Source organism: Acetobacter nitrogenifigens DSM 23921 = NBRC 105050, from assembly GCF_000429165.1.
Classification (GTDB): Bacteria; Pseudomonadota; Alphaproteobacteria; order Acetobacterales; family Acetobacteraceae; genus Acetobacter; species Acetobacter nitrogenifigens.
Genome location: NZ_AUBI01000017.1, coordinates 1 through 22,045, shown reverse-complemented (window position 1 = coordinate 22,045; position 22,045 = coordinate 1). Strand labels below are relative to the sequence as shown.

Annotated in this window: 20 protein-coding genes; 9 read left to right on the top strand and 11 right to left on the bottom strand. The window is 59.8% G+C overall.

Features of this window, described 5'->3' with window-relative positions; all coding sequences use genetic code 11:
• Window positions 1-225: 225 nt before the first annotated feature.
• The 3 genes from G442_RS0115515 to G442_RS0115505 all read right to left on the bottom strand — a co-directional run bounded on the left by G442_RS0115515 (window position 226) and on the right by G442_RS0115505 (window position 4,320).
• A complete protein-coding gene (locus G442_RS0115515) occupies window positions 226-948 on the bottom strand; it encodes a hypothetical protein (protein WP_026398721.1) in 723 nt (240 codons plus the stop codon).
• A gap of 909 nt (window positions 949-1,857) precedes the next feature.
• Window positions 1,858-2,490: an NUDIX hydrolase gene (locus tag G442_RS0115510; protein WP_026398720.1), complete on the bottom strand. Its 633-nt coding sequence runs from the start codon at window positions 2,488-2,490 to the stop codon at window positions 1,858-1,860.
• Window positions 2,491-2,523: 33 nt separating this feature from the next.
• Complete coding sequence (locus G442_RS0115505; RefSeq protein ID WP_026398719.1) at window positions 2,524-4,320, bottom strand: ABC transporter ATP-binding protein; 1,797 nt, start codon at window positions 4,318-4,320, stop codon at window positions 2,524-2,526.
• 199 nt (window positions 4,321-4,519) lie between these two features.
• On the opposite strand from G442_RS0115505, the gene G442_RS0115500 reads away from it, so the two are divergent.
• The 3 genes from G442_RS0115500 to G442_RS0115490 all read left to right on the top strand — a co-directional run bounded on the left by G442_RS0115500 (window position 4,520) and on the right by G442_RS0115490 (window position 7,313).
• Complete coding sequence (locus tag G442_RS0115500; protein ID WP_026398718.1) at window positions 4,520-5,542, top strand: glycosyltransferase family 4 protein; 1,023 nt, start codon at window positions 4,520-4,522, stop codon at window positions 5,540-5,542.
• Between the two features lie 154 nt (window positions 5,543-5,696).
• Window positions 5,697-6,665: an energy transducer TonB gene (locus G442_RS0115495; protein WP_161628380.1), complete on the top strand. Its 969-nt coding sequence runs from the start codon at window positions 5,697-5,699 to the stop codon at window positions 6,663-6,665.
• 213 nt (window positions 6,666-6,878) lie between these two features.
• Window positions 6,879-7,313, top strand: coding sequence for a hypothetical protein (locus G442_RS0115490; RefSeq protein WP_026398716.1), 435 nt, complete (start codon window positions 6,879-6,881; stop codon window positions 7,311-7,313).
• 22 nt (window positions 7,314-7,335) lie between these two features.
• Here G442_RS0115490 and G442_RS0115485 read toward each other — a convergent pair whose 3' ends face one another.
• A complete protein-coding gene (locus G442_RS0115485) occupies window positions 7,336-7,758 on the bottom strand; it encodes a secondary thiamine-phosphate synthase enzyme YjbQ (RefSeq protein ID WP_026398715.1) in 423 nt (140 codons plus the stop codon).
• 155 nt (window positions 7,759-7,913) lie between these two features.
• On the opposite strand from G442_RS0115485, the gene G442_RS22740 reads away from it, so the two are divergent.
• Window positions 7,914-9,212, top strand: a complete 1,299-nt coding sequence (locus G442_RS22740; RefSeq protein WP_246789487.1) for a carbohydrate porin — start codon at window positions 7,914-7,916, stop codon at window positions 9,210-9,212.
• Between the two features lie 115 nt (window positions 9,213-9,327).
• On the opposite strand, the gene G442_RS22735 is transcribed toward G442_RS22740, so the two are convergent.
• The 3 genes from G442_RS22735 to G442_RS22730 all read right to left on the bottom strand — a co-directional run bounded on the left by G442_RS22735 (window position 9,328) and on the right by G442_RS22730 (window position 13,067).
• Window positions 9,328-10,698, bottom strand: a complete 1,371-nt coding sequence (locus tag G442_RS22735) for a chloride channel protein (RefSeq protein WP_051292409.1) — start codon at window positions 10,696-10,698, stop codon at window positions 9,328-9,330.
• A gap of 196 nt (window positions 10,699-10,894) precedes the next feature.
• Window positions 10,895-11,833, bottom strand: coding sequence for a cation diffusion facilitator family transporter (locus G442_RS0115470; protein ID WP_246789486.1), 939 nt, complete (start codon window positions 11,831-11,833; stop codon window positions 10,895-10,897).
• Between the two features lie 7 nt (window positions 11,834-11,840).
• On the bottom strand, window positions 11,841-13,067 hold the full coding sequence (locus tag G442_RS22730) for a cation diffusion facilitator family transporter (RefSeq protein ID WP_084440649.1): 1,227 nt from the start codon (window positions 13,065-13,067) through the stop codon (window positions 11,841-11,843).
• A 308-nt stretch (window positions 13,068-13,375) separates the two neighbouring features.
• Between G442_RS22730 and G442_RS0115460 the strand changes: the two genes are divergently transcribed.
• Complete coding sequence (locus tag G442_RS0115460; protein ID WP_026398713.1) at window positions 13,376-15,046, top strand: NAD(P)/FAD-dependent oxidoreductase; 1,671 nt, start codon at window positions 13,376-13,378, stop codon at window positions 15,044-15,046.
• A gap of 172 nt (window positions 15,047-15,218) precedes the next feature.
• Complete coding sequence (locus G442_RS0115455; protein WP_026398712.1) at window positions 15,219-15,974, top strand: metallophosphoesterase; 756 nt, start codon at window positions 15,219-15,221, stop codon at window positions 15,972-15,974.
• Window positions 15,975-16,682: 708 nt separating this feature from the next.
• Here G442_RS0115455 and G442_RS0115445 read toward each other — a convergent pair.
• The 3 genes from G442_RS0115445 to G442_RS0115435 all read right to left on the bottom strand — a co-directional run bounded on the left by G442_RS0115445 (window position 16,683) and on the right by G442_RS0115435 (window position 19,772).
• Window positions 16,683-17,150 (bottom strand): CBS domain-containing protein, encoded by a 468-nt coding sequence (locus G442_RS0115445; RefSeq protein WP_026398710.1) that lies wholly within the window; start codon window positions 17,148-17,150, stop codon window positions 16,683-16,685.
• A gap of 357 nt (window positions 17,151-17,507) precedes the next feature.
• A complete protein-coding gene (rpsA, locus tag G442_RS0115440) occupies window positions 17,508-19,220 on the bottom strand; it encodes a 30S ribosomal protein S1 (protein WP_026398709.1) in 1,713 nt (570 codons plus the stop codon).
• Window positions 19,221-19,448: 228 nt separating this feature from the next.
• Complete coding sequence (locus G442_RS0115435) at window positions 19,449-19,772, bottom strand: hypothetical protein (RefSeq protein WP_026398708.1); 324 nt, start codon at window positions 19,770-19,772, stop codon at window positions 19,449-19,451.
• A 159-nt stretch (window positions 19,773-19,931) separates the two neighbouring features.
• Between G442_RS0115435 and G442_RS25240 the strand changes: the two genes are divergently transcribed.
• From G442_RS25240 to G442_RS0115420, 3 genes are all read left to right on the top strand, one after another.
• Window positions 19,932-20,660 carry a ferric reductase-like transmembrane domain-containing protein gene (locus tag G442_RS25240; RefSeq protein ID WP_051292407.1) on the top strand — a complete coding sequence of 243 codons (729 nt, stop codon included), beginning with the start codon at window positions 19,932-19,934 and terminating at the stop codon, window positions 20,658-20,660.
• Window positions 20,654-21,052 carry a cytochrome c3 family protein gene (locus G442_RS25600; protein ID WP_051292406.1) on the top strand — a complete coding sequence of 133 codons (399 nt, stop codon included), beginning with the start codon at window positions 20,654-20,656 and terminating at the stop codon, window positions 21,050-21,052. The genes G442_RS25240 and G442_RS25600 overlap by 7 nt, the downstream gene beginning before the upstream one ends.
• Before the next feature lie 131 nt (window positions 21,053-21,183).
• Window positions 21,184-21,534, top strand: a complete 351-nt coding sequence (locus G442_RS0115420) for a RidA family protein (protein WP_026398707.1) — start codon at window positions 21,184-21,186, stop codon at window positions 21,532-21,534.
• A 178-nt stretch (window positions 21,535-21,712) separates the two neighbouring features.
• On the opposite strand, the gene G442_RS25920 is transcribed toward G442_RS0115420, so the two are convergent.
• The coding region (locus G442_RS25920) for a hypothetical protein (RefSeq protein WP_211229157.1) at window positions 21,713-22,045 on the bottom strand (333 nt) is incomplete at its 5' end.

The window sequence follows — 22,045 nt, the reverse complement described above, 5'->3', positions numbered from 1 at the left end:
GACGATATCCTTTGCTCTGAGGTCACGATTACTCGGAGGAATGCGTCTTCCGATTGCCCCGGAACAGCAAGGTCAACTGTCCCTAGTACAAGAGTAAAGCGTATTGGTAAAAAAAATACCAATACGCTTCACGCCGTCTTTACCTTACGACGAAAAATCGCCCGAGGACAGAATTTTCATGATACCGCATTGTTTCAGCTTTATTTTTTCAAAATAAATCAAAAATTAGACGATCTCTTGCGCCAGCATGTGCCCAACATCCGCCGCGGCTTCTCCAAATAATTTTTCGCAACGCCGGATGTGAGAGAACAGGGCAGTCCCAACGACTGCTGGATCTGTCGAAGGATGATACGCACGAGCAAGATCCTCATCGATTTCCAAGTGTGACGGACCCTCGTGCTCGTCCATCAGATGAGCCAATCCCCAAACCCAACGGCCCGAGGAAAATTTACCATTGAAAGCAGGTGAGTGGCAGAGATAAGCTGCCAGCTCTTCAGCGATATATTCGGTTCCGGCAAGCCAGCAGAAAAATTCGACCTCATCGTCTGAGTTCGCGCTCTCAAGGAGCGCGGCGACGCCCGGGACTACAGAGCTTTCTTCCAACTCCACACCGATCTCATCCGCCGCGCGACGCCAAAGAAGGGCATGGGACCCTTCCTCGTCCTTCATTTCCCGAACGGCCTCACGCGCTTCGTTGAAGAACGCACGCACACGACTTTGTCCGAAACGCTGCACCAGAGGTCTGGTCGGCATACGTCCGACGCGGGCGTCGATTGCAGTCTCAAATGCCTTTACGAACGGCCAAAATCCAACCAGCAAAGCCTTTATCGAATTGATATCTCCTTGCGCGCAAGCCCGGATCAGGGTCGAGCCATAGACTTCTTCACGTGCGTGGACGCGGAGCGCTCCACGATCGACAACTTCCTCGGCGAAAAGAAGAGCATACATTTTGAGTTTCCTTGAGAATGACGCTCCCTAATGGGAGACGGGTAATCTTAGAATTTAAATCAGAATAAAATCCACATAAATAAAACAATATCTTGTATTAATCGAATATGTATAGTTATACTATTTAGTAAATATAGAATTGATATTTTTTTGTCTACAATTATGTATGTAATTACTTACATAGTTTAATTTTAAACTATCGGTACCGTGCAATCGCATTAACCGCGCTATCAGACGCCGTCATGTGCTTTCATAATGCATTGATTTAATAGTGAGTGATCGCGCATCGCGCGACAGCCAGTCAAAGCAAAGTAAATGCAAAAAATTATTATATAATATAATAACTTTCTAAATTATCTTTAATATTGGCGTGCGTTACAAGAAAAAATCTACACAATATGGCATTTATGAGTAATTACGACGCAGATAATGTTAATTCATCGCAGCGTTTGCAATATAATTATGAAAATGTGTAGTATATAATAAAATACACAATGGATATTATAAAATATTTAATTTTCATTCAACCTGAAAGAAGTTATTTATCATGGATAATAATTAGAAAAATTCACAAATCTGCATACAATACTCCGATTTTGCATAAAGTTTCTGCCAAAATCGCCATTTTATTACGTATTTTTTGATAAGCTAAACATTGCGCTGGATGTTTCACGCGGTGCCACGTGTGCAGACTGGCCGATTGTCGCTCAATGTTCCACAGGGCACGTGCCAACGGTCCAAAGATAGCGTAATTACCTCCGAGGAAACCCCATCTAGAATCTCTGTATGGCTCGACAAAACAATAAGTGAGACGCGAGCCACTGCACGAGACGGGCCCAGATTTCAACCGACTGCTGGAGCAATTCTGACGGTCGTTCACGTACACCCATGAAACGGGTGGATTTGAGTTTACTCGAAATCCGTCGCGAGTTCAGGATTACGCCGATGGTCAAACATTCGTGATATCTGCATCGACGTCACGCGTCCGACTGAAAGATCATTGGGGACGCAACCTTGCGCAAACCACCCGACCTCAGACGTCTCCAGACTTGTCGTGGCCTTACCGTCGAGCAGATCACACAAAAAGAACACCTTCGCGCAAGAAAACACGCCGTTGGGATGTCCCTGCCTCGTGCGGTCCCACAATGCCGCAAGCTTCGTCACCCTAACGCGATACCCGCTTTCCTCCACGACCTCCTTAATCGCATTCTCCGCGGTGGTGAGATTTACGTCTGCCCAACCGCCGGGCAGCGTCCAGCGGTGCTGGTCGGCGACTTCCCGCACCATCAGCAACCGATCGCTCTCGTCAAAGACAGCCGCGCGTACGTCGATCTTTGGCGTCGCATACCCGGTCTCGCCCTCGAATAGCGTCTCGATGCGCTCTGTAAGAGCATTCGTTCGTGCGGCGAAAATGCGGGCGGAAAGGGCGCGCAACGCCTCGTAACGCTCTCGGTCGTAAGGATTTTCTGTAAAGGTCAGGCCCGTTTGCGCGATGGCCTGAATTTCGCGCGCCCAGACAAGCCAGTCGGGTTCAACATCCATGACAACCCTCTTTTGTGCGTGCGACCGGGCATCTCAGATCGGCGCGATCTCCATCGCCTGTCGCGAGAGAAACTCACGATAGGGGCCATCGCGGCGTTCCAGTTCGCCGGGCGAACCATCCTCCACGATCCGTCCCTTCTGCATCACAACGATCCGATCGAAATCCTTCAGAGTCGACAAACGGTGCGCCACGGCGATCACCGTGCGTCCCACCATCAGGCGCGACAAGGCCATCTGCACGTGATGCTCGCTTTCGCTGTCGAGCGCGCTGGTCGCCTCATCAAGGATAAGGATAGGTGCGTTGCGCAGGAAAGCGCGCGCAATCGCGAGGCGCTGTCTCTGGCCGCCCGACAATTTTACGCCCCTGTCTCCGACTTCTGTCGCAAACCCTTCCGGTAGAGCCATAATAAAATCGGTGCATCCGGCGGCGTCCGCTGCGGTCCGAACTTCATCGTCCGTAGCCTCAGGCTTACCGTAGCGGATATTGTCGCCCACCGAGCGGCGCAACAACGACACTTCCTGCGGTACCACTGACATGCACGACCGCAACGCAGTCTCGGTCAGCGCGCCGATATTCTCGCGATCTATAATTACTGCGCCGCCTTGCACGTAACGTTGTCTCTGCAGCAAGGCCAGCACAGTGCTCTTGCCTGACCCCGAGCGGCCGACGAGACCGACCCGCGAACCCGGCGCGACATGAAGATGGAAATGCTCCAGCACGTTGGGGCCGCCGGGGTAGGCAAACGTCACGTCATCGAATGTGACCTCGCCTCGTTGTGCCTGGCGGAAGCCGACCGCATCAACCTGATCGCGCATTTCGTGGGTGAGCAGAATCGTGGACAACGTTTCGCCGAGTCGCGCGAGGTGCTGGATCATCTCCACAAGCGCCACCGCAAGGTCGCGCGTGCCGTGCAGAATCATAAATCCGAGCGTTATAACCATCACGACGTCACCGACGCTGGCTGCGCCATTGCGCCACAGCAGGACGACCCACACCAGCAAGCCGGCAGTGAGAATCGCGGTCAGCGCAGCGTGAACGAGTCGCAACCGCTCCAGATAACGTAACGAGCGGCCACGGGACGCCATCTCCGTGCGAAGCACGGATGCGAGCCGTCTACGCTCGTAACCGAGCATCCCGAAGGTGCGGACCAGCGGCAGATTGCCCACGACGTCCTGCATTTCGCCATCCACGCCTGCCGCGTCAGACGCATACGTCGCGTGCAGCTCCCGTCCGGCCTGCGCCATACGGAACATCAAATATGCAAGGGCGGCGGACAGAACGATGATGACCCCGCCCATCAAAGGGCTGACGGTCAGCATCAGCGTGATCGACAGCACCACGTTGAGGCAGGGAGGCAATACGTTCCACGCCAGCAGGCTCTCCAGCGTGAAGCTGGCGTTGCCGGCCGTGGATATCCGGGCGGCGAGAGCCGCCGGCATCCGATCCGAAAAATAGCTCGTAGAATGGCCGGTGAGATAACGAAACAGATCCCGGCGGACGTCGCCTGTCACGTCGACAAAGGTTTTCGCCGCGAACCAGCCCGCGACGCGCCAGGACATGTTGTCGGCGGCGATCACCACAGCCAGCCAGGCGACAGCGCGCCAAACAGCCAGCATATCGCCATGCTGGCTGGCGTTCATGGTGTCGACCAGATGGCGGATTGCGTAGGAAGAGAACACCGCGCAGGCGACGGCGATCGTCACGAATCCGAACACCATCGCGTGGGACACGGCGTGGCGGCGCGCATAGCACGCAATGAAACGGCCCGGTCGGCCCGCGTATTTCGGCAGTTGTTCGTCGGAAACCGTAATCCCGTCGTCGCGCTTCAAGCGTGACCGTCCATGCGCTCGCACCTCTCCAGTCAACTTTCTGCCCTTGTAAACGTTCGTGACAGAGGACGAAAGCGCATGGTTCGCTTTCTCTCTCGATAACCGGTTCGCCATAACCCGCTTGTCTGCGGAGGCCTACGCCGATAGGCGTTGTCGGCAGTCGCAATATTCAATCACAACCGATGGAGTCCTCCGGTCAATGCGTATCGCCCAGATCGCGCCTCTCCATGAAGCCGTGCCCCCCAAGCTGTATGGGGGCACAGAACGCGTGGTTTCCTTCCTCACCGACGAGCTCGTCGCCATGGGGCATGACGTCACCCTGTTCGCAAGCGGCGACAGCGTGACGAAGGCGAATCTGGACGCTGTATGGCCCCGGGCCTTGCGTCTCGATCCGGCGATTCGCGATCCCATCGCTCCACATATGTTGCTGATGGAACGGGTCGCGCGTCTGGCGGATCAGTTTGATGTCCTGCATTTTCACATGGACTACTGGCCCTTCACATATTTCAGCCGCCAGAAGACGCCGTTCGTCACGACGATGCACGGGCGGCTGGATCTGATGGAACTGCAGCCAGTGTTCGACGCGTTCCCGGACGTGCCGATCGTCTCCATCTCGAACAACCAGCGCCAGCCATTGCCGCAGGCCAACTATGTTGGAACGGTGCTGCATGGGCTGCCCGAGAAGCTGCTGACGCCCCAGCCGGGACCACGCGACTACCTCGCGTTCCTCGGGCGTATCTGTCCGGAAAAGGGCGTCGACAAGGCGATCCGCATCGCGCGCGCAGTCGGGCTGCCGCTGAAAATCGCTGCGAAGATCGACCGTGTGGACGCGGAATACTTCGAGAAGGAAATCGTCCCGATGTTGGGCGAGGGCGTCGAGTTGATTGGAGAGATCAACGACGCGCAGAAGCCGGCCTTCCTGTCCGGCGCCAAGGCCCTTCTCATGCCGATCGACTGGCCGGAGCCGTTCGGGTTGGTCATGATCGAGGCGATGGCGTGTGGAACGCCGGTTGTCGCGTTGCGCCGCGGGTCGGTGCCAGAGGTTCTGGAGGACGGCCTTACCGGTCTGATTGTCGACAGCGAAGCCGAGGCTATCGCCGCATTCCCGCGCCTCGCCGAAACGAATGCCGAGCAGATTCGCAAACGCTTCGACGAGCGTTTCACTGCACGCCGCATGGCGGAAGACTACCTGAAGATATACGCCCGTCTCGGCGAGCAATAGGCGTCACTTTGACGCGGCGAAACATCTGCGCCGCGCCGAATCTGTGTGATATGAACAGACGGTCATAAGCGCCTGTTTGGCCAAGGGCGGCATGGCGGCAGGCATCATAGCGTCGCGCAGGGTGAGGCGAGAGTTGTCGGTTCCGAAGCTCCCCGTGAAAATTCGCCCCGGGATGACCCGTCTGGGGCGTCGATCGTCCGAGGATCGACACCTCGACGGTCGTCTGTTCGCGGCGGCGCTTCTGATTCATCTGGCGCTTGTTCTGGCATGGATCGCCATGCACAGGACACCTGAAGAAAAACCTGTCCCGTTCGCTCTCGCGGATGTTCAGGTTCTGTTCGACCACGGTCAGGCGTCGATTGATCCGATCCCTGCGCCGCCACCTTTGCCGGACGCCGCGCCGCCTGTTCAGGCGCCCGCACCCGTCGCCGATGAACTCATTCCCTGGCCAGGTTCCGGCGAACCGCTTCTTCCGATAGTGCCGCCGCGCCCCACAGGTTCGAAAGAACCGACGCTTTCCGGCGCCAGTCATATGGCGACCGTGCATGTTGGCGACGGTCAGGACTCGGCGAGCGTCCTGACCCATAAGGTTCCACATGAAAAAGACGCGCCTGCGAAGGATGCAGACGTCGCGAGCCCGAACGGCACAACAGGCAAGCGTCTCAGCGAAGCCAAGACCTCAGCCGGGCAGGGCGGCTCCAGTTTTAGTGACGGCGGCGCGTCGTGTGCGACGCCTCCGAAGATTTATCCGCCTCTCGCCCGCCAGCGTGGCGAGGAAGGCATTGTGTACGCGGGTTTTTCACTGGCGGCCAACGGCACCGTACGGAACGTCCGGATTCTGCGCGGCAGCGGGCATCCGATCCTGAACGATTCGACGCTCAGTTTTCTTCGCGGCCTGCGATGCTCGCGCCCACCATCAACGCCGTTCAACGTCATTATCATGGTGAGCTATAATCTGATCACACCCTCGGGATCGACGATGTCCTTCAAACCGGTAGCTCAGCAGACGCAAGCAGCGCCTCCCGACGCTGGCACACGAGAGAATGCGGACGCCTCAGCAGATTCGGACGCGGGGGAAAACGCGGATTCCACCGCAGGCATAGACCAGAGCGGCGGCAGATAACGCGCGTCAAACGAAAAGCAGGCGCGCAAACCGCAGCCTTGCACGTATATGCGCTCCGTGGTTTTGCAAATGTGGACCTCACGGTCTGCAGATTATTGTCCGTAGACGCGATCTTCCGCAGAAATTCCCGCCGGAGAAAGTCAAGTCGTGAAGCGCATCATGCCCCGTTCCCTACTGTCGATGCTCCATGCGCCTCACAAGCTGGAAAAAGCGATGGAACACTCTTCCGAGGCGAGCGCAGTGGTTCGCTTTAACGACTGGCTGGCCGTGCGGATGACAGTGCTTTTCGGCAGCATCTGGTGCGTTTACGCGTTTACCGTGTTTTCGCTCATCCCGATGGTGGCTCCCGGATGGCAGAACACGCTTCTCTATATCAGCAACGCGATTCAGCTCATCGCATTGCCCGCTCTGGCTGTCGGAAGCGCTATCCTCGCGCGAAGCAGCGAAGCGCGCGCCGACGCCGATCACGCAGCTTTGGTCGAAATTCTCGACGACGTGCGTCAGGAACTGATGGAACTACGGTCCCTGACCAGCGGCATCGCCGCAAATCAGGCGCAGGACGCAACAGGAGGCACGACCATGAACGTGTCAGCCGACACATTCATCGCGGTCGACAACATCGCACCAGACGCGTCGGGCCAGCGATGACGGGTCGGCCGAACGCCCATCGTCACGATTCTCCTAGAAGATGCAACACGATTTCCCGCCTGTGCGGTGCGGCCCTGTGCTCGAAAAGATAGAGCCCCTGCCATGTCCCAAGAACGGGGCGCCCTTCGGTCACGGGGATGCTCATCGACGTGTCGGTCAACATGGTCCGCAGATGGGCGGGCATGTCGTCAGGACCTTCGTAGTCATGGACATAACGTCCGCGTTCTTCCGGCACGAGCCTCTCAAAAAACCGACCGATATCATGGCGCACCGTCGGATCGGCGTTCTCCTGAACCGTCAAGGAGCAGGACGTGTGCCGACACCACAACGTCAGCAATCCCACATCCACGCCGCTCTGCTCCACCCAGTCGACAATCGGCCGGGTGATTGGCGTCAATCCTTTGCCACGCGTGTCGACGGTCAGCCGATGAAGATGCTGGCGCATGAACAACTCCTCCTGCCTCTGATGGCGCACCAGAAAATGGTGGCGCCATGACGGCTTACGGTCGCGCTCCGTACCTGCCATCTCACGAACTTCTTGCAGAATCTGCAACCCGGACTGCAACCGAGCCGCCATCATACCCAAAGATCTCGAGGTTTTTGGGTAGCCTTATCCTGATTGGGCGGACGCTGTTCGGGGTGACGGCTCTGCTTTCTGCAACGCCGCGCCCGGCCGAGGCGGCCGGAGACGACGAGCTTCACGGATGGTCAGGGATCAAGGATCGTTGGCGGCAGGCTGGCGTCAATATAGACATCGGCGACAGCGAAGAGTTCTGGACCAACCCTGTCGGTGGGTCCCGATCGTCGGCCAATTACATCGGGGCGACGGTCGTCGACGTCACGCTCGATCTGGCGCGCCTGTATCATGGTGGGGCGGACAGGGAAGGGCAGTGGGGCGAACTGGAGGTCAGCGGCGTCGATATTCGCGGACGCCCCTTCAGCAACGTTCCGCTTTACGCATTCAACCAGACCTCGACGAGCGAGGCCGATCCCAACCTGCGTCTCTATGAACTTGCTTACTCGTATCATCCTTCTGGCGACGCGATCGAGGTTCGCATAGGCAAACTGGACCTCAGTCGCGACTTCATGGTCAGCGACACGGCTCAGGACCTGCTCAACGGGTCTTTCGGCTGGCCGATGATGCCCAGCAACAATCTCTACGATCAGGGGCCAGCCTCACCCCTCGCAACGCCGGCGCTCAGGCTGCGATATGACGTATCCGATGACTGGACCCTGCTCATCGCTGTCGGCGACGACAATCCGACAGGCGCACGGACATTCAACAACCCGAACGACCCCTGGAACCAGAATCAGGATCCCTCGGGCACACGTTTTAACTTCGGCACTGGCACGCTGGCGATGGCCGAGGCGCAGCACAGCGTCAGCATCGGAAAACTGCTGGGCTCTTACAAGGCTGGCGTGATTGTGGACAGCGGGACATTTCCGCTTCAGGCCGACGCAAGCACGCAGCGCCGTGGCAACTGGCTGGTTTATGCGATATTGGACCAAACGCTGTTTCGCGACCCCGCCGTCGGACGGCTGCACGGTTTTGTTCGCTGGCAATATACGGGACTGGCGGATCGTAACGAGATCGTCTCCGCGCTGGACGCTGGGCTGTCGCTACATCGGCCGTTCGGTCGACGACACGACCTCGTGGCGTTTGGGTTCGGGTACGCCGCGCCAAGCCGTTTCCTGACCACGACTGAACCGTCAGGGCGAACGGAAGCCCGGCAGAACGAGTACCATCTGGAATTGACCTACCGCGCGCAACTTTCCTCCTGGCTGTCGCTGCAACCGGATTTGCAAGGACTGATCGCGCCAAGCGGCGGGGTTTACGTTTCGGGGCGCCGCGTGAGGGACGCGTTGATTCTCGGCCTTCACGCCGGGTTAAGCCTCTAGGGCAGGGCTTGCTCAGGCAGGGCATGCCTGAACGGGCAGTAATGCTTTTTAGACAATAAGATGGAAAGATTTCTCGCAGCTACGATTTCGCAGGCCACTCTCTGACGAATGCCGCTCAATCTTCCTTGGAAGGATACTTTGGCGCTTCACCGTTGTGCGCTTCCGGATCGACCGAACGAAGAAACCGCTCCGCCAGCGCGCCATAAAGCGGCTGCTTGCAGATCATGCGCGAGACGCCGAACGCAAGGAATGAACTGGCCAAAAGCGCGAGCGTGACCTGCTGATTGTCGCACATTTCCATCACGATGACCGTGGCGGTCAACGGCGCCTGTACGACGGCGGAAAAATACGCCACCGTGCCCAGAAGCACTACGGCGCCAGGCGTCGTGTGAGGCAGGAACTGCGCGATCCAGCCACCGATGCCCGCGCCGACAGACAGCGACGGAGCGAACAGTCCGCCCGGAATGCCGGAACAGTAGGAAATGATGGTGGCGCAATATTTCAGGACAAAATACGAAGCCGGGTAATGCTCATCGCCCTGAATGATGGCGCGGGCCTGCGCGTAGCCGGTGCCGTATGTCATGCCGCCGGAGGCCACACCGATAATAGCCAGCACCAGACCGCAAAGCGCGGCGAACAGAATGGGCCGCTGCGCCACGAAGCGGCCGAATGCGCCTGGCAAGCCGGATGAGGCTCTAATCAGTATCGCCGAGAATGACCCGCCCGCGATTCCGCCGAGCAGCCCGCAAGCGAGAACAGCGAGCCAGCTTACGCCAACCGGGACGATGACATCGGTGTGCCCGAAATACGAGTAATTGCCGACCAACGCTATTGCCGTCACGCCCGAGAGCACGACTCCAGTCAGCAAAGTGCCGCTGGTCCGGTGCTCGAAAGAGTGGGCCAGTTCCTCAATGCCGAACACTATTCCGGCGAGCGGTGTGTTGAACGCGGCCGCCACTCCCGCCGCTCCCCCGGTCATTACCAGCGCACGGCGCGACGCAATTTCGCTGAGCCGAAGGAACCGGGCCGCCGCGTTCATGATTGCCGCGCCGACCTGCACCGTCGGTCCCTCGCGGCCAATCGAAGCGCCAGCAACGAGTCCAAGACAGGTCAGGCAGATTTTGGCTGCGGCGATGCGGATCGAAAGCACCCGATCGACCACAGACAGATCGTTGAGGTGCATGCAGGCGATCGCCTGAGGAATGCCGCTGCCCTGTGCGCCACGGAAGAAACGTCTGGTCAACCATATCGACAAGGCAAGGCCAGCAGGCGTCACTAAAAGCATGAACCATGGGTTGTGCTTGATGACATCGCTCCGGAGCGCAGCCGCCTTGTCAGCCAGCGCCGCGAAGCTGATCGCCACGATGCCGACGGCGATCGAACTGCCCCAGTAGATCAGCTTCCGCCGCCACTCCGCTGTCGTCATACGTGCGGTGTCGCGAAAGTGCCTGATCCGGCCGACTTGGGTCGAGGTAGTCGTATGCATCGGTTCTTCCTGCTGCGGCGGGTCTCTTCAGCAATGAGAGGCAGCGCGCAATATCGTCCCGGCCTTACGCCTGCCGGGCGATCATTCCAAGTCCTAATCCCACATGTCGGCTAAAGTGTTTCGCCGGGCGGCGGCGTCAGCCGCAGTCCTGGTGATTAAGGCCATCGTAATCCTGCATCCCTGTGGCCGCAGTATGTCATACCACCGGTGGAGACGTGAGCAGGATGCCCGTGTGCTTGGCCTTTGTTTCTGGCTCGACATGAATATTGATCAGCGCGCGCCCGATGGCTCGCCTAAGGCCAGCCTCTATCCGGTCGCAAATCTCGTGCACGACGCCGACCGTCATCGAGCCCGGCACCACAAGGTGAAATTCGATGAATGTTATGGCCCCCACGGTGCGAATGCGGATATCATGCGCCTCCAGCGCGCCGGTCGCCGTTTCAGCGATTACTTCTCGCAGTTTGGTAAGGGTCGCAGAATCAGGGGCTTCGTCCATCAATCCCGACACGGATTGCCGCAGCATCTCCCAGCCAACCCGCAACACGTTTAGCGCAACGAGAGCAGCCAGCGCAGGGTCGAGCCAGACCCACCCTGTCAACGGGATCAACGACAGTCCCGCAATCAGGCCGCATCCTGTCCACACGTCCGAGATCACATGGTGACCGCCTGCGATCAGCGCGGGCGAACGTTCCGCGCGTCCTTTTCGGAGCAGCGTAAGCCCCCACGCGAGATTCAGCAGCGTGGCGACGCCGTTGAGCCCGACGCCGATCCACGGCGCCGTCTCAGGATGCGGCCTCAGAAATCCTTCCACTGCCGTTTTGCCGATGGCGTAAGCGGTGACCAGCACCAGCGCGCTCTCGACGATCGCCGAAAGGTATTCCGCCTTGTAATGCCCGTAGGTGTGGTTGTCGTCGGCTGGCCTCTCAGCCACGCGAATGGCCCACAGGGCCGCCGCCGCCGCGACGACGTTGATGATCGTCTCGAGCGCGTCCGCCTTCAACGCGACGCTGCCGGTGTTGACCCAGGCTGCGTATTTCAGTCCGAACGCGGCGATACTGACAGCAAAACTCGCCCATGCCAGCGCGAATTTTCGGTCCGGCTTCGGCGCGTCCCCAATTGGGGCGGCGTTCATCATGACAGGCTCACACGTGCAGCGCGTCGTCGAGGCTGCACCCGCCACCGCATGGCGAGACTTCGATCTGCAACGTCGCGTGCTGTACGCCGAAACGCGCGCGCAGCTCTCGGCCCGCCGAGAGCAAAATCGCGTCGTTGGGAACGGTCGCATTTTCGCTGCGCACGAGATGAACGGTGAGCGCCGTTTCAGTTGTGCTCATTGGCCAGACGTGAAGGTCGTGAAGGTCAGTCACGTCGGGAAGATCACGCAGAAAGGCGTCGACGCCATGGATGTCAACACCCTTTGGCACCCCGTCGAGCGCCATATCCAGCGAGTCCCTGAGCAGCCCCCACGTCGTAAGAACGATAAGCGCCGAAATGGCTAGGCTCGCGGCCGGGTCCAGCCACGCCAGCCCCGTCAACAACACGAGCGCGCCGGTGGCTACGACACCGAGGGAGGCGACCGCGTCCGTCGCCATATGCAGAAAGGCGGCGCGCAGGTTCAGGTCATTCTTCTGACCGCTCATGAAGAACAGCGCGGTCACTCCATTCACCACCACGCCCAGCGCCGCCACGATCATCACGCTTTTTCCTGCGACCTCCACAGGATGGAACAGACGCAGCACGGCCTCCCACGCCACGCCGCCGGTCACGAGCAGCAAAGCTACGGCGTTGGTCAGCGCAGCAAGAATAGAGGAACGGCGCAGGCCGTAGGTAAAGCGCGCGGACGGCGCTCGGCGCGTCAACCGCTCCGCCAGCCAGGCGGCGGCCAAGGCGAGCACGTCGGACAGGTTATGACCAGCGTCCGCCAGGAGCGCTACGGAGTTCGCCAGCAGACCCCAGACAGTTTCGCCGACCAGATAGACCATGTTGAGGGCCATGCCGGCTGCAAAAGCGAGCCCGAACGACGCGGGCGCGTGATGGTGATGCCCGAAAAGCCCATGATCATGGTGGTGATCGTGTCCGTGACCATGCCCGTGGTCGTGACCATGCCCGTGGTCGTGGTCGTGGAGGCTGCCGCGTCCGCTGTTTTTGTCACTCCCGATTTCGGCATGGTCGTGGTCGCCACACGCATGGCCGACATCAGAGCGTCGCACGTTTACATCAGGGTCGCATTTGGGCCCGCACGTCGCGTCGTCGCGGTTATCGGCGTCGCATGATCCTTCGTCGTGGGCGTGATCGTGCGCATGGGAAGAATGGGGGCGTTCATCTGGTGAACCATGGCGGTGACCGCCAGAAGTGGAGGACGCGGTCATGTCGCAATCTCCTTGGTCGGTCTTGCGCTACAGGTCGCGGTTGACAGGAGGTCGTTCCGAAGACTTGATTCCCGCGTCTCATAGACCATACCGCCCGTCCGCAAAACGGGAAGTTTACAGTGTCGCCTTCGGATGGGAGCAGTGCGCTCTCCATTGCTCCGCGCAATGAGTCCACTCTCTCGTGATCACCAGTCTGCCGTGATATGAGCCGCCCGATTGTGGCTCCTGTCAGGGGCCAGCGGCGCCACGCTCGCATGCTCGCCGCCATGTGGAGACGCGTCAGGCGTCTGAAGCCTAATGGAGAACTCATGATCCGTCTGACCGAGGTGAGGTTGCCGCTCGACCACGCGCCTGAAGCGCTGATCGCCGCCGCGCGCGCCAGGCTCGGCCTTGCGGACGCCGACGCGCTCGATCTGCGGGTCGCGCGGCGTGGGTATGACGCCCGTCGTCGTGGCGGCATCATGTTGGTCTACAGCCTGGACTGCGCGGTGGCGGACGAGGCCGTCATTCTGGCGAAAGCAGGCGAAGATGCGCGTATTGGCCCGTCGCCGGACACCAGTTATCGCCCTGTCGATGTCGAAGGTCCGCGATTGGCCAGAGGCGAAGCGTTTCAAAGGCCGGTTGTGATCGGCGCCGGACCGTGCGGGCTGATGGCGGGGTTGATTCTCGCGCAGATGGGACTGCGGCCGCTGATTCTCGAGCGTGGAAAGGCTGTCCGCGAACGCACAGTCGACACGTTCGCCCTGTGGCGGCGGTCGGTCCTGACGCCGGAAAGCAACGTGCAGTTCGGCGAGGGCGGAGCCGGGACGTTCTCCGACGGCAAGCTTTATAGTCAGGTCAGCGACCCGCGCCATCTGGGGCGCAAGGTGCTGGAGGAGTTCGTGCGCGCGGGAGCGCCCGAGGAAATCCTGTTCGTCTCGAAACCGCATATCGGCACGTTCCGGCTTGTCTCGATGGTCGAGCATATTCGCGCCGAGATCGAGGCCGCAGGCGGCGAATACCGGTTCAGCGCCCGGGTCGACGAACTCATGCTCGATGAGCAGAGAAGCGTACGAGGCCTGCGTCTGTCCGACGGGGAGGAAGTCGCTGCGTCGCATGTCGTTCTCGCGATCGGTCACAGTGCGCGCGACACATTCAGCATGCTTGAGGCGGCGGGCGTAGAGATGCAGTCCAAGCCGTTCTCTATCGGCGTGCGGATAGAGCACCCGCAATCCCTGATCGACGCCGACCGTTTCGGACCACAAGCTGGTTCGCCGCTGCTGGGCGCCGCCGATTACAAACTCGCCCACCACGCGTCCAACGGGCGTGGCGTCTACTCCTTCTGCATGTGCCCCGGCGGCACAGTGGTGGCCGCCACGTCGGAGGAGGGGCGGGTGGTCACCAACGGGATGAGCCAGTATTCGCGCGCCGAACGCAACGCCAACGCGGGAATCGTCGTCGATCTGCGACCCGGCGAGGACTATCCGGACGAACCGCTGGCAGGCGTGGCGTTTCAGCGGCATTGGGAGCGGCAGGCCTTCCTCGCCGGAGGAGGCGACTACCGCGCCCCGGCGCAGCGCGTGGGCGATTTTCTTGCGGGCCGCGCCTCCACGTCGCTCGGCTCCGTGACGCCGTCCTACCGGCCCGGCGTCACGCCGACGGATCTTTCCGCCTGTCTGCCTGATTTCGCTGTCGAGGCGATCCGGGAGGCTCTTCCCGCATTCGCGCGAAAGCTGCCAGGGTTCGCGATGGAGGACGCAGTGCTAACGGGCGTGGAGACGCGCACGTCCTCTCCGTTGCGCATCCCGCGCGGTCAGGACGGGCGCAGCCTCAATACAGGCGGTCTGTTTCCTGCAGGCGAGGGCGCCGGTTACGCAGGCGGCATCCTGTCCGCCGCGATCGACGGCATTCGGATTGCGGAAGCCGTCGCGCTGTCTATGGCGGGGCGCGAGGCTACGGGACTTCTCCGCGGTTCCGCCGGCAAGGAGCAGGCTGGCTAACGGACCGTCGCCGCTGTTCAACCGAAGTGAAGAACTGGACCCGCATTAATTTTTGTGCTGAGGGACAGTCTCTCGGGCCGTGACGCGGGCGTAACGGAACCGAATCGACTCCTCGCACGTCACGTCCGCATCTTCATTTCCCGGCTATGCCGCAGGAGCAGAAGGGCGCGGCATGACCCGGTTGTGGATACTTTCTGATCTCCATCTAGAATACGCACGTTCTCCAGATTCATACGATCCACCACGCCCCGCATTCGACGTGCTGGTGGCGGCGGGGGATATTCTGGAGGGGAATCCAGAGGGCGCGATCGAGATCGTCGCGCGTCTGGCCGACGGACGTCCTGCCGTGTTTGTCCTTGGCAATCATGAAATCTGGGGTGGCACGCTGTCGCAGCAGCAGGCCCGCGCGCAAGAGGCTGCGCGGCGCTTCGGCGTCACATTGCTCGACGAGTCAGCCCGTGTCCTGCGTGGCGTCAGATTTGTCGGATGCACCCTTTGGGCGGACGGGCGTCTCTCAGGGCTCGACGTTCGTCCCCGGCTTCTTACCGGGGAAGGTTTTCTGAGACCGGACGGTCGTGGCGGCGTCAGGGTGGGCGATGAGCTTGCGCAGCATGAACGTCAGGTCGCGCAACTCGACCGGCTGTTGGGGGTCGAAAAGGCGCGCGGCACGGCCCTGGTCGTCGTGACGCACCATGCTCCGTTGCTGGACTGCGTGCCGTTGCATTTGAGAGGCGAACGGAATATCGGCCTATACGCTTCTGATCTTTCGGATATTTTCTGGCGTCGAGACATAGATTTATGGGTTCACGGCCACATTCATGCCGTTGGAGACATGCGGCATCCGGGCGGCGCCCGTATCGTCTGCAACCCAGCAGGACCACGCTTCTCGACGCCGGGCTTCAGAAACGATCTGATCGTCACCGTGTAAAGCTTGCGCGCTGAGAGGCATATATTGCCGTAGCCGGATAGAAGGTCGTTTATATCGAGCACATTTTCGCATTGATCGGCGCCGCTTCCCCGGTGTGGCTCCGTTTGCCGCAGTAGAGCCCAAACACGTAGCAACGGATCACGGACACACTACCTTGCGACCACAAGGCGTAATTAAATAATCGGGTCAGCAACCAATTATCATAGCATCTGTTAGACTTAATATTACAAACCGCAGTCTTCATCTTAACCGACACTCCCGACAATTGATCTTGAGGAGAATGTTGTGAGAGCATCGATTTTTATCGCAGTAATCTTCACCTCGCTTTGCGTCTCAAGCTGCGCGAATAACGCCGACACGAATGACCATTTTAACTATGAGCAAGACATCACCCGACGATCACGTCTTGGGGGCGGTCAATCCCACATGTAAATTCGGACTTGATGCGCGCATCTAAAATTTGGGCATTCTCTGTGTTCAACAGCGCAATATCAATATCCTGATGAACGAGTGGCGTCAGGCCCTGTTCGCCGGGCGGTATAAACGCAACTGACCGCTCACACGCTTCAATGAAGCCCTTTCCCTGACAGAGGTAGAACACGGAACCAAAGATCAGGGCTTCACATCAGGGGAATTATGAGCGGCGGCTGGATGCGTGAGGCAGGCAGACAATTGATTGCCGTTTCCCCACGTCTCTATCAAGAAATTTTATATTCCGGAAACTTTCACCGAAGCGTGTCCACTATTCGATACGTAGTTCTGCAACTCTTCGGCCAGATGTTCGGCATGTTCGATCCGATATTTAACGAGATCGCCGATACTGACCAGACCGACCAGACGACCGTTGTCCACGACCGGCATATGGCGACAGTGAGTGCGGGTCATCCGTCGCGCCGTATTGAGGCTGTCTTCGTCGGGCGTCGCGACCGGCGTGTTCGCCGCCATCACGTCGCGGGCGACCAGAGCGCCAAGGCCGGCAGGGTGAAGCGCCACCGCTTCGACGATCTTTCGCTCCGACACCAGACCGACCAGACGCCCGGCGCCATCCAGAACCGGAGCGCCGCCAACCCCATGTCGCGCCAATGTCTCACAGACGCGGGGCAGGGGATCGGTATCCAACACGGTGATGACGTCCCAACCTTTCTCGGCAAGGATGCTGTGCAGGGGAGTAGACATGGCGCGCGTGTCCTTTTTCTTGATTGGACTGCTGCGTCGCCTCGACGCCCGGCGCTTAGACGACGAGCATAGTCAGTGTGATCGATGTCGGTTGGCTGGCGCCGACGCGCAAGGCCTTGCGTGAGGGAAATTCGACGGAAGCGTGTTCCGCCGGGCCGCGACGCCCGATGAAGAGGTTTATTCTGGATAATAAGCGTCGGTGAAAACTGCTCGACGCGTCCCGCAAAGCTGCGCACGAAGACACCGACGGATCGCGACATCCTGTCTACAACCAAAAATGGCGCCCCGAAGGGCGCCATTTCCGTAACGTCAGTCAGTAAGGACGCAGCCATACGGCTGCCGTCCTGTCGTGACTTATCAGGCGTCCGTGTTGCGGCGACGGATCGCAGCGCCAAGGATATCGCCCAGCGACGCGCCGCTGTCGGACGAGCCGTATTCGTTGATCGCAGCCTTGTCTTCCTCGACCTCACGGCCGCGGATGGTCAGGGCCAGCTTGCGGGCTGCGCGGTCGACCGAGACGATCTTCGCGTCAACACGCTCGCCAACTGCGAAGCGCTCCGGACGCTGCTCGGCCTTGTCGCGCGCCAGTTCGGCGCGACGGATGAAGCCGGTCAGAACGTCGTCCACCTTCACCTCGATGCCGTTGCTCTGAACAGCGGTGACGATGCAGGTGACGACGGCGCCCTTCTGGACGCTCGACAGCGCGTCGGCCGCCGGGTCTTCCTGAAGCTGCTTGATGCCGAGCGAGATGCGCTCTTTCTCCACGTCCACGTCGAGAACCTTGGCCTGAACGACCTGGCCCTTCTCGTAGTGCGTGATGGCGACTTCGCCGGCCTCGTCCCAGGACAGGTCGGACATGTGGACCATGCCGTCGATGTCCGCGGACAGGCCGATGAACAGGCCGAACTCGGTGATGTTGCGGATCTCGCCCTCGACCGTCGAGCCGATCTTGTGCTCTTCGGCGAACTGCTCCCACGGGTTGCGCTGAACCTGCTTCAGGCCGAGCGAGATACGACGCTTGCCGCTGTCCACGTCCAGGACCATGACGTCGACTTCCTGCGAAGTGGCGACGATCTTGCCCGGATGGACGTTTTTCTTCGTCCAGGACATCTCGGAAACGTGCACCAGACCCTCGACGCCCGGCTCGAGCTCAACGAACGCGCCGTAGTCGGTGATGTTGGTGACGCGACCGCTGTAACGCGCGCCCGGCGGATACTTGATCGCCACGTTCTCCCACGGATCAGCCTCAAGCTGCTTCATGCCGAGAGAAATGCGCTGCGTGTCCGGGTTGAAGCGGATGACCTGCACGCGAACCGGCTGACCGATCTGCAGGGCTTCGGACGGGTGGTTGATGCGCTTCCAGGCGATGTCGGTGACATGCAGGAGGCCATCGACGCCGCCGAGGTCCACGAACGCGCCGTAGTCGGTGATGTTCTTCACCACGCCGTCGAGGATCATGCCTTCCTTCAGGCCCTGGATCAGCTCGCTGCGCTGCTCCGCACGGGTCTCTTCGAGGACCGCGCGACGCGAGACGACGATGTTGCCGCGGGCGCGGTCCATCTTCAGGATCTGGAAGGGCTGCGGAACGCCCATCAGCGGGCCGACGTCGCGCACGGGACGGATGTCGACCTGGCTGCCGGGAAGGAACGCCATGGCGCCGCCGAGGTCGACCGTGAAGCCGCCCTTGACGCGTCCGTAGATCGTGCCGTTGACGCGCTGGTTGGCTTCGAAAGCCTTCTCCAGGTTCGTCCAGGCCTCTTCGCGACGCGCCTTCTCACGCGACAGGACGATCGTGCCGTCACGGTCTTCGTAGCGCTCGACGTACAGCTCAATGACGTCGCCCGGCTTGACCTCGTGGGCGACGCCCGGCGGGCCGAATTCCTTGAGGGCGACGCGGCCTTCGCTCTTCAGGCCGACGTCGACGATGGCGAATTCGTCGGTCAGGCGGACGACATGCCCCTTGACGACGGAACCTTCAAAGCCCGTGTCCAGGCCGAGGGTCTCGTCGAGCAGAGAGGCGAAGTCTTCGCCGCCAAAATGATCGGTTGTGGTGAGTGTGGCAGAAGCCATGTGAAACGATATTTCCCTGCCGGCCCGTTTAGAGCCGACAATTCCTGCGCGTCGCGGTGAGGCGAAACGACTTACCCCGGTCTTCGAAGATATCCGAAGGTATGCGGGATCGACGGTTGAGATCGGTCAACGCCCCCAAAGGGGCCGAAACCGGGCGGTAGACAGCACCTCAAACCGCAGAGTGTCAACAGGAAGCTTGTGTCAGTGCCGTTATCCGGAACCTGTCTTTTAGCTTTCCGCCCTGAGCGTCGTCAGCGGACGAGCAAGTAGAGTGGTCGCAATTTCCATCCATTCCTGCTCAAGACTACTGGTCGGCGTTGGACGCCCCGCGCACCGATACCAGTAGCGTGCGTTGCCGAGATCGCCTTCCTTGCGATGCAGCCATGCGTGCGCCCAATCGCAATCCGGGTCGCCTTCATTGGCCTGCGCGCACTCATGCGCCTGTGTCCAGTCGCCCCGTCCAGCCCACCAGATCGCCTGTAGCGCAAGATCCGCACCTTCTGGCGGACTCGCGGCGGCGAGCGTTTTCCTGAATACGCCAAGCGCGCTCATCGGCAGTCTCCCTCACGAAAAGCGATACAGTTGTTAAGTTAACACGGTCGGTGGCGACGCAAGATCAGAATTCCATCCCGTAAGCCGTATCGTTCCAGTATCGTCGCTACGCGCCAGAGTTTCGCGCCTGCCTGTCGAATTGAGTGGAGTTTGGCGTTAATGATTGTGGCTGGTTGGGCATGGCTTTCGCGCCGCATTGCTTACGCGTTCCTTGTTTTCGTTGGCGCTATCCTTCTTCTCAGCCCGGTCCCCACGCTCGGCCTGCTATGGGACGTGTCGATGCTGTGCGGTTTTTCGGCGCTGTTTGTATTGTTGCAAATGTTCGCGCTGACGGGGCGACCACTTTCCACGCCATTCTATGAAGGCAAATTTTTCATCCGGCTGCATGAATACGGCGCTTACATGCTGCTCGCCTTTGTCGCCTGGCATATCGGTTTCAGTCTCTGGGCTGAACCGCAACTCCTCGAGGATCTGCTGCCCCCGATCACCGGCGTGATGCAGACGGGAGTCGTCGCCGCTACGCTGCTTGCGATCGCGACATTCGCCAGCCTGCCGCCTGTCCGACGCGCAGCGTTCGGAACGGCCACGCTGTTCCGCCGCAGTCATTCGGTTTGCGCGACGCTGTTGCTGTGCGCATCGGGCGCCCATGCATGGCTGGCAGGGCTACGCCTCGCTGGTTTCTGGCCGTCAGTGGCGTTCGCCGCACTTGCGGGCGGTGCGGTCGCACTGCCCTGGGCGTCGCGCCAGGCAGTGCGACCGCACCGCCCCCCCGGAAAACGCGCACGCGATACGGCGCGGTTCGCCGCCCCGGTCGCTATGGTTATGCTCTCTCTTGGCGTTGCTTTGCCGTTTCTGGGCGCGGCGCTCCTGCATTGGCGGGCATGGTGATCGACCGCCTGATCGCTTCGTGGCGCGCGGCGACGATAATTGTCATCGGCGCACTTTGTGGAAGCGCTGCTCTGTGGTGGACGTTATCCGGCGCTCCGCACGCAGCGAAGACGCGCCCGCTCATGCCCCTCGATTTTCCGCACAAGGCCCACGTCGCGTTCAATTGCGTCACATGCCATCACAACTACACCGAGGCCAGACTCTCTTCCTGGCCGTTTCAGGGATGCATAGCGTGTCACAAGAACACGCCATCGCTCTCAGGCGTCATTGAGGAGCAGTTTCATGGCCAGTGCGAAAGCTGCCATCTCAAATTCGCGGAAGAGCATCGCAAATCGGGTCCGCCGCGTGCGTGCCATGTCTGTCATGTAGCTGGAGGCATGACGCATTTTTAAACCGAGAGTGCATTCATGCGGCTCAAGGACTGCGGCTGCCAGGGCGGCAGATATCGACCTTTGTCGCGCCGCTCACGCGCGACGCCATGTGTGCTACACAGCGCGCTACCACAAAACATAGGTTTTCATCCATGACGATTAAACGCCTCGCCCCCGAAGAACGCCTCAGTGGAGCTTCTATCTGCGGCAATATCGTCTATCTGGCCGGACAGGTCGCTGATGACGCCACCCTCGACGTCGAGGGACAAACCGCCGACATCCTGAAGCAGATCGACGCTCTGCTGGCCGAAGCAGGAACCAGCAAGAGCAATATTTTATCCGTGCAAATTTTCCTCACCGACATCAACGATATCGCGGCGATGAATCGAGCATGGGACGCCTGGCTGGACCGAGGCAACAAGCCTGCCCGCGCTACGGTCGAGGCGAAACTCGCCAACCCAGACTGGAAAGTCGAGATCACGGGCGTCGCGTTTATTCCGTAACGTTGGCTACGCGTTTCAACCTGTTGGAGGCGTCTGGGAAGGGTAGTCGGCCGAATGCGCTTCCCCTGGCTCCAATGCGACGTCGCCCCTGAGACAGGGGGAGGCGCTCGAGACTGATCATACGAGAGGGAAATTTTGGCGCTGTCCTTTTCCAACCCACATCAACAGTCACAATAAGTTAGGCGGCAGATTGAAACGAACTGACGGCAGTATCCTTGCATTCGCCCTGATGACAACGGGATTCGTCGTCGTTGCTCATGCGGTCGCTTATATGGCGCAAGAATTTTCTCACACGTTCAGCGCCTGGGCACTGGGTTACATGCAGAATCCTCTTGCTCTCGATTACGGGACAATCACCCCTGCGAACGTCGTTCTCCTGTCGAGCGTCGATGATAACGTACAATACGATCCCATTTTTAGGGCCTGTTAGGTCTTGAAAGACGGAGCGCACTGCATAGCTCTTTGTCATGAGCATGATACAGTCTGTATTTTCCGATGATGCATGGTCGAT